12 protein-coding genes are annotated in these 17,461 nt (G+C 70.0%); 7 read left to right on the top strand and 5 right to left on the bottom strand.

Annotated features, from left to right (window positions below):
* Window positions 1-21: 21 nt before the first annotated feature.
* Entirely contained in the window at window positions 22-3,225 is a 3,204-nt protein-coding gene (locus J3A75_RS03990; RefSeq protein ID WP_070998348.1) for a glycosyltransferase, read from the top strand.
* A gap of 159 nt (window positions 3,226-3,384) precedes the next feature.
* Here the strand turns inward: J3A75_RS03990 and J3A75_RS03985 are convergent, their stop codons facing one another.
* A complete protein-coding gene (locus tag J3A75_RS03985; RefSeq protein WP_012317259.1) occupies window positions 3,385-4,263 on the bottom strand; it encodes an NmrA family NAD(P)-binding protein in 879 nt (292 codons plus the stop codon).
* Between the two features lie 122 nt (window positions 4,264-4,385).
* Here J3A75_RS03985 and J3A75_RS03980 point away from each other — a divergent pair, with 122 nt between their 5' ends.
* On the top strand, window positions 4,386-5,276 hold the full coding sequence (locus J3A75_RS03980; RefSeq protein WP_083374254.1) for a LysR family transcriptional regulator: 891 nt from the start codon (window positions 4,386-4,388) through the stop codon (window positions 5,274-5,276).
* A 59-nt stretch (window positions 5,277-5,335) separates the two neighbouring features.
* Here the strand turns inward: J3A75_RS03980 and J3A75_RS03975 are convergent, their stop codons facing one another.
* The gene (locus J3A75_RS03975; RefSeq protein WP_070998344.1) at window positions 5,336-6,292 is read right to left on the bottom strand and encodes a LysR substrate-binding domain-containing protein; all 957 of its coding nucleotides are present in this window, start codon (window positions 6,290-6,292) and stop codon (window positions 5,336-5,338) included.
* A gap of 108 nt (window positions 6,293-6,400) precedes the next feature.
* Here J3A75_RS03975 and J3A75_RS03970 point away from each other — a divergent pair, with 108 nt between their 5' ends.
* From J3A75_RS03970 to J3A75_RS03960, 3 genes are all read left to right on the top strand, one after another.
* The gene (locus J3A75_RS03970) at window positions 6,401-7,690 is read left to right on the top strand and encodes a D-serine ammonia-lyase (RefSeq protein ID WP_070998342.1); all 1,290 of its coding nucleotides are present in this window, start codon (window positions 6,401-6,403) and stop codon (window positions 7,688-7,690) included.
* 142 nt (window positions 7,691-7,832) lie between these two features.
* Entirely contained in the window at window positions 7,833-9,062 is a 1,230-nt protein-coding gene (locus tag J3A75_RS03965; protein WP_053620672.1) for an MFS transporter, read from the top strand.
* 47 nt (window positions 9,063-9,109) lie between these two features.
* Window positions 9,110-10,606, top strand: a complete 1,497-nt coding sequence (locus J3A75_RS03960) for an amidase (protein ID WP_070998341.1) — start codon at window positions 9,110-9,112, stop codon at window positions 10,604-10,606.
* 40 nt (window positions 10,607-10,646) lie between these two features.
* Here J3A75_RS03960 and J3A75_RS03955 read toward each other — a convergent pair whose 3' ends face one another.
* The 3 genes from J3A75_RS03955 to J3A75_RS36350 all read right to left on the bottom strand — a co-directional run bounded on the left by J3A75_RS03955 (window position 10,647) and on the right by J3A75_RS36350 (window position 11,991).
* Window positions 10,647-10,898 (bottom strand): PilZ domain-containing protein, encoded by a 252-nt coding sequence (locus J3A75_RS03955; protein ID WP_012317253.1) that lies wholly within the window; start codon window positions 10,896-10,898, stop codon window positions 10,647-10,649.
* Between the two features lie 99 nt (window positions 10,899-10,997).
* Window positions 10,998-11,318, bottom strand: a complete 321-nt coding sequence (locus tag J3A75_RS03950) for a hypothetical protein (protein ID WP_070998339.1) — start codon at window positions 11,316-11,318, stop codon at window positions 10,998-11,000.
* A 487-nt stretch (window positions 11,319-11,805) separates the two neighbouring features.
* Window positions 11,806-11,991 (bottom strand): hypothetical protein, encoded by a 186-nt coding sequence (locus J3A75_RS36350; protein ID WP_245364376.1) that lies wholly within the window; start codon window positions 11,989-11,991, stop codon window positions 11,806-11,808.
* 690 nt (window positions 11,992-12,681) lie between these two features.
* Here J3A75_RS36350 and J3A75_RS03940 point away from each other — a divergent pair.
* On the top strand, window positions 12,682-15,945 hold the full coding sequence (locus tag J3A75_RS03940) for an efflux RND transporter permease subunit (protein ID WP_209649716.1): 3,264 nt from the start codon (window positions 12,682-12,684) through the stop codon (window positions 15,943-15,945).
* Entirely contained in the window at window positions 15,945-17,330 is a 1,386-nt protein-coding gene (locus J3A75_RS03935; protein ID WP_209649714.1) for an efflux RND transporter periplasmic adaptor subunit, read from the top strand. Before J3A75_RS03940 ends, J3A75_RS03935 begins: the two co-directional genes overlap by 1 nt.
* Window positions 17,331-17,461 lie beyond the last annotated feature (131 nt).

The raw sequence follows: 17,461 nt of genomic DNA, 5'->3' as shown, positions 1-17,461 counted from the left end.
ACAGAGCAGACCCGACCGACCATGTCCGACCTGTCGATCCTGTTGCTGGACACCGAGCCGCAGACGCACAACCGCTACCTCGTGCTCGCCATCGCGGACGCGCTGCGGCGCCATCCGGCGGTCGGCCGGGTCCAGGTCGGCGGGCATGGCGATGCCCTGGTCACCTTCGTCGAGCAGGGCCTCGACACGCTGATCGCGTTCGGCGGCGCCCGCGCGCACGCGCCCCTCGTCGGGCGGCTCGCGGGGCTCGCCCGCACCAGCGTGCTCTGGACCACGGAGGATCCGTACGAGCGCGAGGCGAACGTGCGCGGGTCGGCGGCCTTCGATCTGGTCTTCACGAACGACCGGGCCACGGTCGCGGCCTATGGAGGTCGGGCCAACCACCTCGCGCTGGGCGCCTCGTCGCTCTTCCACGATCTCGCGGTGATCGAGGACGACGCGCGCTACCGCTACGATCTGCTCTTCATCGGAACGGCGTGGCCGAACCGGGTCGCGACCCTGAACGCGCTGTCGGCGAAGCTGCCGCGGGACGTGAAGTTCAAGCTGGCGCTGCCGTGGAACGAGCATATCGGGCCGCCCGAACTGGAGGACGAGGCGCTCGTCACGGACTGGCGCTGCGGCAACCGGGACTTCGCCCTTCTGGCGAACCGCAGTCGCGTCGTGCTGACCCTGCCCCGGATCTTCTCGTCGGCGCGCGCCGATCAGGCGACCGGCTCGACGCCGCCACCGCGGCTGTTCGAGACCGCACTCGCCGGGGGCTACCAAGTCGTCGTCTCGCCCGAGCCGGAGACGGCCGCGTACTACGCGCCCGGCGCCGAGATCGCCCTCTGCGGCGACGAGGCCGCTTCGATCGACGCGATCCTGGCGGCCCTGACTGACCCGGAAACCCGCATCGCGCGCGCCCGCGCCGCGCAGGCCCGGACCCGCGCCGAGCACCTCTACGACCACCGCGTGGCGACCATCCTGGACGCGGTCATCGACCACCGGCAGACGCAGACGCGTCGGCCGCACCGGGCGGCGACCGCGACCCGCACGGTCCTGATGCTCACCCACAACCGCCTGGGACATCGGCACGGGGGCGGGGTCGAGGTCTATCAGGAACTGCTGACTGAACTCGGCGAGCCGTACCGGATCCTGTTCCTGTTCCCCGTCTTCGGCGACGGGCGCTGGGCGCTGCGGCTCGAGGGTCCGGGGATCGCGGAGAGCTTCGCCTGCGGCGCCGTCACGCCGCCGCTCTCAACGGACCCGTTCGTGGAGGGGCTCTTCCAGCGATTGCTGTTCGAGCATCAGGTCGATCTCGTCCACATCCATCATCTGATGCACGTCCCGCTGTCCCTGCCCCTCATCGCGCGGGCCTGCGGCATACCCACCGTCTATCACCTGCACGATCACTTCCTCATCTGCGAGCGCTGGCTGCTGCTCGATCACACCGGCCGATTCTGCGACGTCGTCAATCGCGGCGCGGACCAGTGCGACGCCTGCCTGATCTCGGGCAACAACTATCCGCCCGGGTCGAAGGCGCGCCGCGACGGCATGATGACCCTGGTGACCGACGTGATCGACGCGTTCGTCACGAGCACACCGGAGACGGCGCGATACCTCAGGCGCTACTATCCCGCCATTCCGGCCGAGCGGATCGTCGCGATTCCGATGGTGGCGCCGAGCGCCGCGCCCGCCGAGGTGCGGTCGGTCGCCCGGCGCAAGCGCGACGCCGATCGGCTGACCGTGGCGATCCTCGGCAACCTCGCGGCCCACAAGGGCGGGCAGCAGGCGATCAACCTGATCCGCAGCTGCGAGGCCTATCCCATCCACTTCAAGGTGATCGGCCGGATCGACGACCCGTACCGCGACGCGGTCGCGGGCTTCGGATCGGATCAGGTGAGCGTCACCGGCGCCTACGAGCAGCACGCGATCGGCGGCCTGCTGGCCGGGTGCGATGTCTCGCTCCACCTCTCCACCTGGCCCGAGACGTTCGTCATCGCGCTGACCGAAGCGTGGCAGGCGGGCCTCGTCCCGATCGTCGCCGATATCGGGGCCCTTGCCGAGCGCGTCGCAGAAGGGATCGACGGATTCAAGGTGCCGCCTGACGACGCCGGCGCCGTCAGGGCGCGTCTCATCGGGCTACACTACGATCGCGCACGCCTGGGCCGGATGCAGGCCCTCATCGGCCGCAAATCCTTCCCCGACGTCGGCAGCCACCTCGTATCGGTACGCACCCTCTACGAGCGCCTGATCGAGGCCCGGCCCGTCCGCCACGGACGGGTACCCAGCCACCTGCGGCACGGGTTCGACCTCCGGCTCGAGACCTTGGGGGTGCGGACGAACGCCGCCTCGTGGACCAGCGGCGCGATCCAGTGGGACGAGGCCGCTCGTCCTCCGGCCGCGCCGTCCACCGCAACGGCGGGCGCACGGGCGCGCCCGCTGCCGGATCTGCCCGACGAAGTCCGGCGCCTGACATCGAGGCCGATCCGGCGCAGCGAGTGCGGATGGAGCCTCGACGTGCTGCGCACGGACGAGCGCCTCAACCGAAGCCTGGATCTCTCGTCGGTCGTCGCGCGGGCCTCCGTGTTTCTGCGCGGGTGGCTGCACGTCTCGGGACCGGCGCCGAAGGCGATCTACCTGCGGCTGACGGGTCGCAGCGGGACATCGTGGGTCGCGCTTCAGAGCGATCTGCGTCCGGACGTGGCCAAGTGGTATGGCGAACCCGCCGCCGCGACGTCCGGCTTCACCGGCCAGATCGACGTCGCGGGAATGACGTTCGGTCGCTACGCGCTCGCCATCGTCCAGGTCGCCGACGGCTGCCTCCGAACCCTGGACGACGTCGCGTCGATCTTCATCGCACCCGACACCGAGCCGCCGGCGCGCTTCGTTCCGGAGCCGCGCCAACTCGTCGGCGGGCCGCCGCACAGTCTGACCCTGCACCACAGTCTCCCGGACACCGACGAGGCACCCCAGGTCTCGCCGGGGCAGCTCTGGGCCGCGGAAGTCGCGTTTCCGGGAACCGCGCCCAAACTCGGCAAGGACACGCTGGCGGTGTTCCGGGCCGCCAACGGTCAGACGTGGCGGGCGCCCGTGCTCCAGATCGACGAGCGGACGGTGCGCATCACCGCCGCCGTCCCCCACATCGATCCGGGCGCCTACACGGTGTCGCTCGCCGAGCCGCACAACAGGACGTTGCGGAGTCTCGCGACGCTGTTCCGCGCGCAGGTCGCGCGTTCGGAGTGAGGGGAACACCGGGAAGCGCGGCGTCGCTCCCCGATCCCCGCCGACCAAGCCTCGACGCGCTGACCGCAGAAGATGCAGGCGGTCGGGAGCTCGAAGATGAAGCAGCGGCTGAGCTTCGGCGGAGCGGCGGCCTCGTCGAGGCGGGCCTGGGCTCGGCGGTCAGGCGCCCCGCCAGTCGCGGGCGACCTCGGCCGCGAAGGCGCGGTAGCTGCGGGGCCTGCGGCCGAGCAGGGTGGCGAAGCGCTCCACCTCGGCCTCGGTCGCGACGGCGCCGTCCTCCTGGTAGCGGCGCATCATCACCCGCAGGTCATAGGCGAGCCAGGCGGGCGCGAAGCCGCGGAGCCGCTGCTCCAGCCCGTCGAGATCGTCGCCGCCGTAGCGCACCGCGCGCCCGAGGGCCTGAGTCCAGATCTCCGCCAGCGCGTCGCCCGTCAGGGCATCCGGCCCGACGACGTCGTAGGTCTCGGCCGGCAGCCTCTCCGGCGCGCGCTCGCGGCGCAGCAGCGCGATGGCGGCCGCCTCGGCGATATCGCGCACGTCGACCATCGAGACGCCGGCCTGCCCGACGGGCACGCCGAAGATTCCCGCTCCGAGGAGCGGCTCCTTCTGGGCGAAGTCATTCTGCATGAAGTAAGAGGGTCGCAGCACCGTGGCGGGCAGGTCGAGGGCCGCGATCATCCGCTCGACGGCGTGCTTGCCGGTGAAGTGCGGGGCGTCGACGTAGGCCTCGCTCTTGAAGACCGAGAGATAGACGATGCCGCGCACGCCCGCGTCTCGGGCCAGGCTGAGCGTCGTGATCGCCTGGGTCAGCTCGTCCGGCACGTTGGCGACGAGGAGAAACAGGGTATCGACACCCGACAACGCCGCGCGCATCGCGTCGATGTCGGCGGGATCGCCGCGGACGGCCTCGACGCCCGACGGGAAACGCGCCGTCTCGGGCGCGCGCGTCAGGGCGCGCACGGCGGCGCCCTCCGCCACGAGGTGATCGACGACGGCGGAGCCGATGCGGCCCGTGGCACCGGTGACGAGGATGGTCATGACGAATCTCCTTGAAGCGCGGAGGCCCGGGGCGGGCCGCCGATGTCCCGAAGATGCGCCGTTCCTATTCTGAGCCATAGATGGCAGGATCGGGACTGGGTGTCCCGCATATGGAACAGCTTATGGACCTCTCGGCGCTCGCCGACTTCAACCTCGTCGCCACTCACGGCGGCTTCGGCCGCGCCGCCCGGGCGAGCGGGCGGGCGAAGGCGACGCTGTCGCGCCGCGTGTCCGAGCTCGAGGCGAGCCTCGGGGCGCGGTTGATCGAGCGGGGCGAGCGCAGCCTGCGCCTGACCGAGGCGGGCGCGCTCCTCCATGCCCGGACGGGGCCGCTGCTCAGCGAGATCGCGGAGGCCGGCGCGGTGGTGGGTGGCGGCCTGGACCGGCCCCGTGGGCGCCTCCGGGTGAGTGCTCCGCTCCTCCTGTCCGACACGCAGCTCGGCCGCGTCGCCGCGGACTTCGCCCGCGCCTATCCCGAAGTCGAGCTGGAGATCTGCGCCGAGGACCGGTTCGTCGATCCGATCGAGGAGGGTTTCGACGTGATCATCCGGGTCAATCCGAAGCCGGACGAGCGGCTCGTCGGGCGCTGCGTCCTGCGGGACGAACTCTGGCTGGTGGCGCCGCCGGATCTCCCGCGCCCCGATACGTCGGCCGAGAGCGACGTGACGCCTGTGCCGGCGGCGGTCCGCTGGACGCCGCGTCCGGAGGAGGCGTGGCAGGTCCATGATGGCCGGACACGTCGCGCCTTCGCGCCCGTGCCGGTCCTGCGGCTGTCCTCGCTGCCGACGCTGCGCGACGCGGTGGTGGCGGGCGCCGGCGCCGCCCTGCTGCCACGCTCGCTGGTCGGGGGTGACGTGGCGGCCGGACGGCTGGCCTGTTGGGGCTGGCTCGAGGGGCCGCCGACGGAGCTGTGGGCGCTCCACACGTCCCGACGTCTGGTCAGCCCCAAGGTGACCGCCTTCGTGGCCCACCTGGCGACCGCGCTGTCGACGGATCTGTCCGCCAACCGATAGAGCTTCCGTCCGGGATGAGGGGGCGCCGGGCAAGGCCGTCGCGCGTGCCGGACGCGTCCCTATTCGCGGTTCAGCGCGCCGTCCGGGAGGAACGGTTCGGGCGAGCCCGGCGGCCCCGCCATGCTCTGGCCGAGCCAGTCGACGAAGGCTGCCGCCGGCCCCGCGGGCGGCAGGGCACGCACGAGAACGAAGTACCGGAGCCCGCTCATGACGGCCTCGCCGCAGGCGGGCACCAGGCGCCCGTCGGCGCGATAGGGCGCGACGATCAGTGACCGTCCGAGCGCGATGCCCGATCCGCCGAGCGAGGCCCGCAGCGCCAGTTGCGCGAGGTTGAAGTAGAGGTTCTGGATCCGGCCGTCCCAGGGCGCCCCGTGGACGCGCAACCAGCGATCCCACTCCTCCGAGACGGTCGCCGCGGCCTCCCACGGTGTCGCGTCGTGGAGCAGGACGACGGCCCCGCCGGGCGTCGCGGCCGCATCCCGGTAGGCCGGGGCGCAGACCGGGTAGACGGGCTCGGGATGGTCGAAGACGACCGTCGCACCGGGGGGCGGCGCCGGGCCGTAGCGGATCGCGACGTCGATGCCGGACTGCGCCATGCGGTCCGGGTCCAGGTCGTGGGTCTCCCCGAAGACGGCGACGTCGATGCCGGGATGCCCGTCGCTGAAGGCTTTCAATCGGGGCGCGAGCCACTCCGATGCCAAGGAGGGTATGCAGCTGATCCGGAGCGTCTCCCGGCCCGCGCGCCGCTCCGCCCGGAGCAGGGCCTCGCCCATCCCGTCGAAGCCGTTCCGCGCCGCGGCGAACAGGTCGTGGCCCTCGGCAGTCAGGCGGATCTCGCGGGCGCCCCGCTCCAGCAACGGGTAGCCGAGGCGCTGCTCCAGCCGCTGGATCCGCTGCGTGACCGCGCTCTGCGTCACCGCCAGGCGGTCGCCCGCCCTGGCGAACCCGCCCGCCTCGACCAGAGCGCGGAAGAAGAACAGGTCGCCGACCAGGCGCGCATCGAGCCTTACGGGCATGCGCGATCATAAGCTGGCCTAATAGGCTGCACCAGAGAATATAATTGGCCGCCCGTCGGTCTTTCGCGCAGGTTCGGCGCGCACGTACCCAGCAGGATCGGAAGCGCCATGGCAGCGGCCGTCGAGATGCAGTCCCGACAGTGGGGCGACCGGATCCCGGATGCCGTCAGGCATGCCAGCCCCGCGATCTGGACGAACCCGTCGCTGACCGCCACCGCCTCCGTGCTGCCCGATCTGGCGATCGGCCGCGCCGACGTGGACGGGGCCGTGGCGCGCTGGAACCGGTTCGCACCGCTTCTCGCCCGGCTGTTCCCTGAAGAGGGTGCCGGCCGGATCGACTCGCCGCTCGTCCCGCTCGACGGACCGCTGGCCCGGGACATCCTGGACGGGGCCGCCGGGCGCGTGCTTGTGAAGGCCGACCACGCGCTGCCGGTGACCGGCTGCATCAAGGCGCGCGGCGGCGTCTACGAGGTCCTGGCCTACGCCGAGGAACTGGCCCTACGGGCCGGCCTGCTCGCCGAGGGGCAAACCTACGCGGCCTTCGCCGATCCGGACTTCCGCGCCCTGTTCGCCCGCCACATCATCGCGGTCGGCAGCACCGGCAACCTCGGATTCAGCGTCGGACTGATGGGCCGGGCGCTCGGCTTCGCGGTCGAGGTCCACATGTCCCACGACGCCAAGGCGTGGAAGAAGCAGCGCCTGCGCGAACTCGGCGCCCGCGTCGTCGAGCATCGCGGCGATTACGGCGCCGCGGTCGCTGCGGCGCGCGGCGCCTTTGCCGGCCGGGCCGACGCCCATTTCGTCGACGACGAGGATTCGGTCGATCTGTTCCTCGGCTACGCGGCCGCGGCCCTCGACCTGCAGCGGCAGCTCGCGGAGGCCGGTATCGCGGTGGGGCCGGCGCATCCCCTGTTCGTCTACCTGCCCTGCGGCGTCGGCGGTGCGCCGGGCGGCGTCGCCTTCGGGCTGAAGCTGCTGTTCGGCGACGTGGTGCACCCGGTCTTCGTCGAACCGGTCGCGTCCCCGTGCATGCTGGTCCAGCTGGCCGCCGGCCTCGACCGCTCAGTCAGCGTCTACGATGTCGGCCTCGACAATCGCACCGCGGCGGACGGGCTGGCCTGCGCCTCCGCGTCGATGCTCGTCGCCCGGACGCTGGAGAAGCTCGTCGCGGCCGTGGTCACGGTGCCCGACGACGCGCTCTATCGCTGGCTCAAGGTGATGTGGACCGAGGCCGCCGTTCGCCTGGAGCCCTCGGCGGCGGCCGGCTTCGCGGCTGCCGGGCGCTTCGCCGCCTCACTGCCCGCGGAGGCGCGCGCCGACGCCACCCACGTGATCTGGACGACCGGCGGCGCGCACCTCCCGGCCGAGGAATTCGAGGCGGCCCTCGCCCGCGGCTGAGGCGCGAGCCGGCGCATCGATGCCGGCTGAGGATCGGAGAACGCGCGGCCCTCGGCGCCGCGTGCACGGGCGGCCGAGCCCGACTCGGCAACCTGCGCGGGGATTCGGCTCCGCGCGCGCTTTATCGAACCGGAGCCAGACCATGGACCCCGCCCAGCCCGCGCGACCGGGCCGACCCTATCTGGGTTTCGCGCTGCTGTACGCCGCCTACTGCATCTCCTACGTGGACCGCGCCGCGATCGCGCTGGCCCTGACCCAGATCGGGCGGGAGTTCGGCCTCAGTCCGACCGAGTACGGCGTGGTCCTGAGCGTCTTCTTCTTCGGTTACTCGCTGATGCAGCTGCCCGGCGGCTGGCTGGCGGACCGGTTCGGGTCGAAATACGTCGTCATCGGCACGGCCGTCGCGTGGTCGATCTTCACCGCGCTGACCGGGCTCGCGTGGTCGTTCACGTCCCTGATCGTCATCCGGCTGATCTTCGGTCTGGCCGAGGGCGGCTTTCCGGCGGCCTGCATCAAGGCGGTCTCGGAGCAGTTCACCGGACCGGCACGCCCGAAGATGTCGTCGCTGATGATCTCGTCGAACTACGTCGGAAGCCTGCTCGCGCCCCTGGTGATGGCCCCGCTGCTGATCTATTTCGGCTGGCGCCACGCCTTCTTCATCGTCGGCGCCGCGGGCCTCATCTTCGGGCTCGTCTATGACCGCATGATCCCGCACCGCCCCCCCGCAGAGGTCCCCGGCGCAGCCCGCGCCGGACGCGGCCCGTCGGCTCCGGCGCGCGAACTCCTGCGCAACCCGCTCCTGTGGCAGCTGATGCTCGTCTGGTTCGGCCTCGGCTGCATCAACAAGGGCCTCGACGCGTGGATGCCGACCTACCTGCTTCAGGCGCGCGGTCTCGACCTCAAGGCGGTCGGCCTGCTGACGCCCCTCCCCTTCATCATGGCGAGCATCGCGACGGCGATCGGCGGCTGGGTCATGATTCGATTCTTCGATGGCCGGGAAAAGTACATGATCGTGGTCAGCACGATGCTGACCGGAATCTTCCTCTATCTGATGTACCAGGCACCGACGATCGCGGGCGTGATCACCTTCCAGTCGATCACCTACTTCTTCAAATCGTTCGTCTTCGCCGCGGCCTTCGCCCTCCCGACCAAGCTCATGCGGGACGATCAGATCGGCACCAGCATCGGCATGGTCAATCTGGGAGGCCAGTGCGCCGGCTTCATCGCGCCCCTGGTGATGGGCCTGCTGGTCGATCACTACGGCACTTACGACGCCGCGTTCGACTTCCTGCTGACCGCCGCCGCCGTCGCGACCCTGGTCGCATTGACCATCCGGAGCCGCTCCACCGCCGTCGTGCCGCAGGCGGCCTGACGACGTTCCCATCGATCCGCGTGCCGAATTCTGACGGAGATGACGCCGTGACCGACCTTTGCGACATGTCCGCGGTGGACCTGCGCCGCCTCATCGGGCGCGGGGATATCTCCCCCGTCGAACTCCTGGACTCGTGTCTCGACCGGATCGCCCGGATCAACCCGGCAGTGAACGCGGTCGTCGCCCTCGATACCGAGCGGGCGCGGGCCGCGGCGCGGAGAGCCGAGGCCGCGGTCCGCGTCGGCGAGCCCCTTGGCCCGCTCCACGGCATCCCGGTCGGCATCAAGGATACCGAGGACACGGCCGGGCTGCGCACGACCTACGGCAGCCCGATCCACGCCGACAACGTCCCGGCGCGGGACCTCGGCCTCGTCGCGCGGCTGCGCGAGGCCGGAGCCATCGTGCTGGCCAAGACCAACACGCCTGAATTCGCGGCCGGCGCGAACACGCGCAACACCGTCTACGGTGCCACCGGCAACGCCTTCGATCCGACGCGCTCCGCGGCGGGTTCATCGGGTGGCTCGGCGGTCGCCCTCGCCTGCGGCATGGTCCCGCTCGCGTCCGGCTCGGATACCGGGGGGTCGCTGCGCAACCCGGCCGCCTACGCGGGGATCGTCGGGATGCGCCCGTCCTCCGGACTGGTCCCGAACGAGCGTCGCGGGCTCGGCTGGGCCAATCTTCCGGTGAACGGGCCGATGGCCCGGACGGTGGGCGATGCCGCCCTCATGCTCGGCGCGATGGCCGACGATGATCCGCGCGATCCCCTCGCCTACACGCTGCCGGGCGAGCCGGTGCGCGGGCGCGCGGATCGCTACGACCCGCACCGCGCGCTCGACCTCGGCGCCCTCCGCGTCGCGTTCACGGAGGATTTCGGCTTCGCGCCGACCGAGCAGCACGTCCGGCGCGTGTTCCGTCACCGGGTCGCCTCCCTGTCGCCGCTCTTCGCCACCGCCGAGACGGCGACACCGGACTGCGCGGGGGCGGATGAGGCCTTCGCGATCCTCCGGGCCGCGCAGTTCCTCGCGCTCCACCTCGACAATTACCGCACCCGGCCGCACCTTCTCGGACCGAATGTCCGCACGAACGTCGAGGAAGGCCTCGGCTACACGCTCGCTGACTATGCCCGGGCGGCGAGCGTCCAGACCGCCATCTACCGGACTTTCGTGGACTTCTTCCGTCGGTACGACCTGCTGATCAGCCCGACCATCACGCTCTCGCCCCGCCCCTGGACCGAGCTGTACCCGACAGAGATCGACGGTGCCGCCACCCGCTCGTACTTCCACTGGCTGGCCCTGGCCTACGGCGTGACCCTCGCAGGCCACCCGGCGATCAGCCTGCCGCTCGGTGTCGACGAGGCCGGCCTGCCCTTCGGCGTACAGGTCGTGGCCCGGCGCGGCGGCGACGCCGACCTGCTCGCGGCGGCGGCGGCCATCGAGGCCCACTGCGCCGGCCGACCGGAGCTGACCCGTCCGAGACCCGACCTCGCTGGACTGGCCGGGCGGGCGCCGATCGCCCGGAGCCCCGGCTTCTTCGATCTCGGCTGATCGATCGCGCCCCAGTGGAGCCGTCGGCACCGGCCGGCGGTCACTCCATCAGGTCGGTCAGAGCCCCGATCTCGTCGGCATTCTTCCAGACCGTCTCGCAGCCGATGACCTTGTCGGTGGCGTCGATGGTCAGCGTGAACGCGGAGGGAACCCGATCGGTCCCCACGAGCCTGAGGCGGACGCCCCACCGCGACATGTCGTGCACCACGCAGGGGATGGCGGGGTGGCCGGCCACCGAGATGCGTCCGTTCAAGTTGACGGATACGCGCCGGGCGTTGCGCTGGTTATCCATAAGTACTCCGCGCTCAAGCGCCGAAGACTAGACCGCCACAGTTCAATAAGCCGTTCACAAACTGACGCCAATTGCGCTTAGAACCCGCGTCGGGCCGCCTCATCCTGGGGCTTTCGGTTGCCGGTTGGGAAGCCACCGGGAGACGAAGGGTAGCGGCCGCACCGCCCCGGACCGGGTGCCGGCATCACCGTGCGCCTCGTCCGGAAGCAGCGACGCGATCAGATCGAGCAGCTTCTCCCGCTCCTCCCCGGTGAACAGCACGAGGAACGAGCCGAGATCCAGCTGCACCTCCGGCGCGTCATCACAGGGGCGATGGGAGACGTAGGGCTGCCCGGACTGGCCGTCGCGCATCAGCGCCCAGCGTTCGCCGCCGACACCGACATGGAATTCGCGCGCGATCCGTGGGGCCTGTTCAATCATCGCTCATCCAGCGCGCGATCAGCGTGCAATGTTCGATGAAATAGAGTGCACAAAGGCGACGAGATATAACCTGGTACAAGGATTCACAGTTTTCGGCGGCCGCCGCGTGGTCGCGCGGGACAGCGCGTCGTTTCCCAGGTTGCGCGCCGCCGTCGAGGGGTTTCCGCAGCGGCTCCGACCGGGCCGGCCGCGGTAGGGACGCGATGTTCGGCCCCGCGCGTGTCGTCGGCCACTGCAACGGCGACCATGTCGACCACGGCGCCCGGGATGGCATGCTCGGCTGGACTCCATCCCGCACGTCGATTGCCGGGGCGCGGACCGTCGGGTGCGCCGGATCGTGCGCGGGCGGCACCCGAGCGCCGGTTTCGCGCCCCGCTACGGCAAGGGGCTGCACGACTCTCTGACCTGATCGCCTCCGGTCCGGCGGGCTCTGTCGCGCGCTCGGCGCGGGCTCGTCGCCCGCTCTCGGCCCCTTCGACGAACGGCTCTAGCGATACGCGTGCGGGCGAGAGCGCTCGAAGGCGTCCGCGCAGGCGGTGTCGAACAGCTTGCAGGGCGGCTGAGCGTCGCCCGGCTCAGCCATCATCGGCTGTCCGCGGATGTCTCCGGCGGAGTGGACCTGCGCGTACCGCGATCGCGGATCGAAATAGGGATCCGCGGTGTAGCTGCTCATGAACGCACCGCCCGCCGGCATCTCGCTCTCGGACAGCCCGGGCCGATCTGCAGCGGAAGCGACAGCGCCAAGACGAGGAGCCGTGAACATCGTCTGACCATGGGCGCGTTTCTCCCCGAGCGCGCGTGATCGGCAGCGCGCAGGCCGGTCGCCGAGTTTCTCAGGCTGGAATGACGTCGCCGCCGCGAGATCGGCGGCCGGTCTATTCAGGAGGGACCACCTTCACGCGGGCATTCCAGGGACAGCTTTCCGCTGCGCATTCAGCATAACCGCCCCCCCCCCGCCCCGACCGCTTTCGCCGGATCGGCCAGTCCCGTTTTCGGGACGATCGTACAAGATGACCTCGGGCCGCAAGAAAATAAGATTTACGCCAGCAAAGATCGAATTTCTTTTCAAAATCTTTTTTCAATACCCGGTGCGAGAAACGGCGATAGCGATCCGCTGCGCAGGATGGGCCGGTGGCGGATCAGTCTCACACTTCAGAGAACCGGTGTCGTTTTAAGTTTCTTAAAACCGCTTCAGTTTGTCGTGCCGAATTCATTCGAACAGCGATTTTACGAAGGCTATATCTGCGTCGCGCCGGGCTATTGCCCAGGCTTCTCTTCGCAAACGAGGCTCGATCGGCTCGTTGTCCAGCGGACACGCCGCGCGGAACGAGGCCAGGCCACGGCAGGACATCCGACTGATCTCATGGAACTCGTCCGGTTCGCCCTGAAATTTCGCAAGAGCTTCTATGTTCTCGCCGTCCTCATGTTCCTCACGGGGCTCGGCTCGATCGCCGTCGCGCCGAAGGATGTGCTGCCCGCCGTCGACATCCCGGTGGTGGTCGTGGTGTGGACCTACAACGGTCTCGACGCGACCGACATGGTCCAGCGCATCACGAACTACAGCGAGTTCTCGCTGTCGAGCAACGTGAACAACATCCGGCGGATCGAGTCGACGGCGATCCAGGGCACGGTCACCGAGCGGATCTACTTCGACTCTGCCGTCAGCATCGACTTGGCGATGACCCAGGTCGACTCGGCGATGAACGCGATCCGCTCGCGCATGCCGCCGGGCGTGCAGCCCCCGGTCATCATGCGCTTCTCCGCGTCCTCGGTGCCCGTCATCCAGATGGCGCTGTCGTCCTCCAAGCTGCCGCTCACCGAGGTCTTCGACTACGCCCAGTACCGGACCCGCCGGCGGCTCGCCGAGGTGCCGGGCTCCACGCTGCCGTCGCCCTACGGCGGGGCGCCGCGTCAGGTCATGGTCGATCTCGACCCCGCCAAGCTGCGCGCGATCGGCATGACACCGCTCGATGTCCTGAACGCGGTCCTCACGCAGAATCTCGTGGTTCCCTCGGGTCTCGCGAAGATCGGGACGCAGCAATACACGGTGCGGCTGAATTCGAGCCCGCAGCTGATCGATCAGCTCAACCGCATCCCGATCAAGGTCGAGAACAACCAGCCGGTCCTGCTGCGCGATGTCGCCCACGTCCGGGACGGCGCGCCCCCGCAGATCAACGTCGTCCGCGCCGACGGCCACCACTCCGTCCTGCTGCAGGTCCTCAAGAACGGCGCGGCCTCGACCCTGGACGTCGTCAACGCTGTCAAGGCCGCCCTGCCGGACATCCACGCCGCCGCGCCGAAGGGGATGATTATCACGCCGCTGTTCGATCAGTCGGTCTTCGTCTCCGACGCCATCTCCGACGTGGTGCGCGAGGCGGTGATCGCGGCGGGGCTCACCGGTCTCGCCATCCTGCTGTTCCTTGGCTCCTGGCGCTCGACCATCGTGGTGCTGGTCTCGATCCCGCTCTGCATCCTGACCTCCCTGTCGATCCTCGTCGCCCTGGGCCAGACCATCAACGTGATGACCCTGGGAGGCCTCGCCCTGGCCGTCGGGATCCTGGTGGACGACGCGACGGTGGCCATCGAGAACACCTTCCGGATGTTCGAGGAAGGCTTCTCGTTCCGGCGCTCGGTGGTGGAGGGCGTCGCCGGCATCGCCAAGCCGGCCCTGATCTCCACGCTCGCGATCTGCTCGGCCTTCTCGGCCGTCTTCTTCCTCACCGACGCGCCCCGCTACCTCTTCGTCCCGCAGGCCGAGGCTGTGGTCTTCGCGATGCTGACCTCCTACCTGCTGTCGCGGACGCTCGTGGCGATCCTCATCGACGTCCTCGTCGCCCCGGAATACGCACGGCACCACGGCGGCCCGATCGCTGAGACCGAAGGGGCGTCGCCCCGCCGCTCCGTCCTCGGCCGGATTCTCGGCGGCGTGACTCGGCCCCTCGCCTGGATCCTCCGGTATCCGCTGCGCGGGCCCCTCGCCTTCCGCAACGCGTTCGAGCGCGCTTTCGCGCGCTTCCACGCCGGCTATGTCGGCCTCCTCTCCGCCGTGCTCGGCCATCCCGCCCGCGCGCTGTGCGGCGCGCTCGCCGTCGTCGCGGTGACAGCTGCGATCTTCCCCTTCGTCGGGCAGGACTACTTCCCGCAGATCGAATCCAGCCAGATGACCCTGCACATCCGCACGCGGCCGGGTGAGCGAATCGAGCAGGCGGAGAAGACCTTCGCGCAGGTCGAGGACGTCGTCCGACAGGTCGTCCCGAAGGACGAGCTCGGGCTCATTCTGGACAATATCGGCCTACCCGCCTCGAACTACAATTTCGCCTTCATGGACGCCTCTTTCGTCGCGTACAATGACGGACAGATGCTGATCAACCTGAAGGGCGAGCACAAACCGATCTCCTACTACGAGAAGCGGCTGCGCCAGATCCTGCACGAGGCCTTGCCGGACGATACCTTCTATTTCCAGCCGTCCGACATCATCACGCAGATCCTGAATTTCGGGACGGTCGCGCAGATCGACGTGCAGGTGTCCGGGCGTCACGATGCCGAGGACCTCGCGCTAGCGCAGGACCTCGTCCGCCGCATCGGGGCGGTCCGGGGTGCGGTCGACGTCCACCTGCATCAGATCGTCGACGCCCCGCAGATGTACGTGAACGTCGACCGCAGGCTCGCCTCGGAGATGGGCGTGAGCGAACAGTCCATCGCGCAGAACCTCAACGTCTCGCTCTCCGGCTCCTTCCAGGTCAGCCCGAACTTCTGGGCCGATCCCAAGTCCGGCATGCCGTATCAGCTCTGGGTCCAGACGCCGGAATGGCGCAACGCCGACATCACGCAGCTGATGAACACGCCGGTCTCCGTGCACGCGACCGCGCATGACAGGCCCGGCATCCCGATCCTGCTGTCGAACATCGCCACCATGCAGCGGCGTCCCGAGCAGACGGTGATCAACCACGTCAATCAGCAGCCGACCTACGACATCCTCGCCAACGTCCAGAACGCCGATCTCGGCAGCGTCCGCAACGCCGTCGACCGGATCGTCGCCGAGGAGCAGGTCCGGCTCCCGGCTCCGGACAAGATTCTCGTGCGCGGCCAGATCGAGAGCATGGAGAGCGCCTTCTCGCGCATCGAGATCGGGCTCGGGATCGCGCTGGTCGCGGTCTATCTGCTGCTCGTCCTGAACTACCAGACCTGGGTCGATCCCTTCGTGGTCATCGCCGCCCTGCCGCTGGCCTTCTGCGGCATCGTGATGAGCCTGTTCATCACCAGCACGGCGTTCTCGATCCCCGCCCTGTTCGGCGCGATCATGTCGGTCGGCGTGGCGAGCGCGAACTCGATCCTGCTCGTCACCTTCGCCAAGGAGCATCGCGAAGCCACCGGCTGCTCGGCCAGCGAGGCCGCCCTGATGGCCGGCCATACCCGCCTCCGGCCGGTGCTCATGACCGCCTCCGCCATGTTCCTGGGACTGATCCCGATGGCGATCGGGGCGGGCGAAGGCGCCGAGCAGAATGCCGCCCTCGCCCGCGCGGTGATGGGCGGGATCGGGATGGGCACCGTCTCGACCCTGCTGTTCGTCCCCCTTCTCTACACCCTGCTCCGCCGCAACCCGATCAAGCCCCTCGAGGATTATTGATGACCGACTTCAACGACGCCCCCGGGAGCGGCGCCGAAGCCGCCGCGCGGGCGCACCGGCTTGCGGTCGAGATCGACCCGCTGCGGCAGGACCAGGCCGGCGAGGCGCTGGTCCACGCCGTGCCGCCGCCGCCGCGCAAGCGCCCGTTCCTCGTGGCGCTCCTGGCGCTCGGAAGCGCCCTCGGGCTCGGCGCGTGGCGCCACTGGGAAACCTATCAGGCCTCTCTGGTGACGCAGTCGGAGGCCGTGAACTTCGTGCCCAACGTCCGCACCGGGCCGGCGCAGGTGGATGACGGGCCGATGATGCTGACCCTGCCGGGCCAGACCGAGGCCTTCGACCATGCCGACATCTTCGCCCGCGCCACCGGCTACATCGCCGAGCGCCGGGTCGACATCGGGTCGCGGGTGAAGAAGGGCGATCTCCTGGTCCGGATCACCGCGCCCGACCTCGATCAGCAGGCCCGGCAGGCCGAGGCCCAACTCGGCCAGTTCGAGGCGCAGCTCGCGGTCGCGCGGGCCGACGTGGAGCAGGCCGAGGCCAGCGTGACGCTCGCGAACGTCACCGATGCCCGCACCGCGACCCTGGCCGGGCAAGGCTGGGCCTCGAAGCAGAATGCCGACCAGACCCGGGCCGGGATGCTGACCGCCACCGCGTCACTCGCCGCCGCGCAGGCGAAGGTGAAGGTCGCGGAGGCCAACATCACCGCCCAGCAGGCGACCGTCGACCGGCTCCGGACGCTGACCACATTCGAGAACGTCGTCGCGCCGTTCGACGGCATCGTGACCGCCCGCAAAGTCGATGTCGGCGATCTCGTCCACGGCGATGCCGGCTCCGGGACGCCGCTCTTCACGATCGACAGCACCGATGTGCTGCGCGTCGCGGTGCAGGTGCCGCAATCGGCCGCCGTGGGCATCCGCGACGGGGTGAAGGCGCGCGTTCAGGTCGCGCAGATCCCGGACCGCGCGTTCTCCGGCTCGGTGTCGCGCAGCTCGGTCGCTCTCCGATCCTCGGTGCGGACGCTCGACACCGAGGTCGACGTCGCCAACCCGGACGGGGTTCTCCGGCCCGGTCTCTACGTCGCCGTCACCTTCGCGGTGCCGCGCACGCATCCGCGCGTGATCGTGCCGTCCGAGGCGCTGATCTTCGACGCGGACGGGACGCGGGTCGCCGTGGTCGGGGCCGACGGCACCGTCCGGCTGCGCCCGATCACGATCGCGCGCGATCTCGGCACGCGCCTCGAATTGCGCAGCGGCCTCGAGAGCGGCGACACCGTGGTCCTCAACCCGCCCGCCGGCCTCCAGGACGGCAGCCGCGTCAACCCCAGGAGTTCCGTCGCCTCGCAGGGCCCGACAGCCAAGCTCTCAGAGCAGGCGAGCGCGGAGTGAGGCGCATGGTCCAGAGCCCCCGCTCTCCCGTAAGCTTCGCCGCCCCGATGATGCAGACCGCCGGCCGCGATCGGACCCCATTTGACTCCGGGACCGAAGAGGATAATTGCACTCCTCCCTCCGAGCCGCAG

Source organism: Methylobacterium sp. PvP105 (assembly GCF_017876975.1).
Taxonomy (GTDB): Bacteria; Pseudomonadota; Alphaproteobacteria; order Rhizobiales; family Beijerinckiaceae; genus Methylobacterium; species Methylobacterium radiotolerans.
This window is presented reverse-complemented; position numbering and strand designations above follow the sequence as displayed.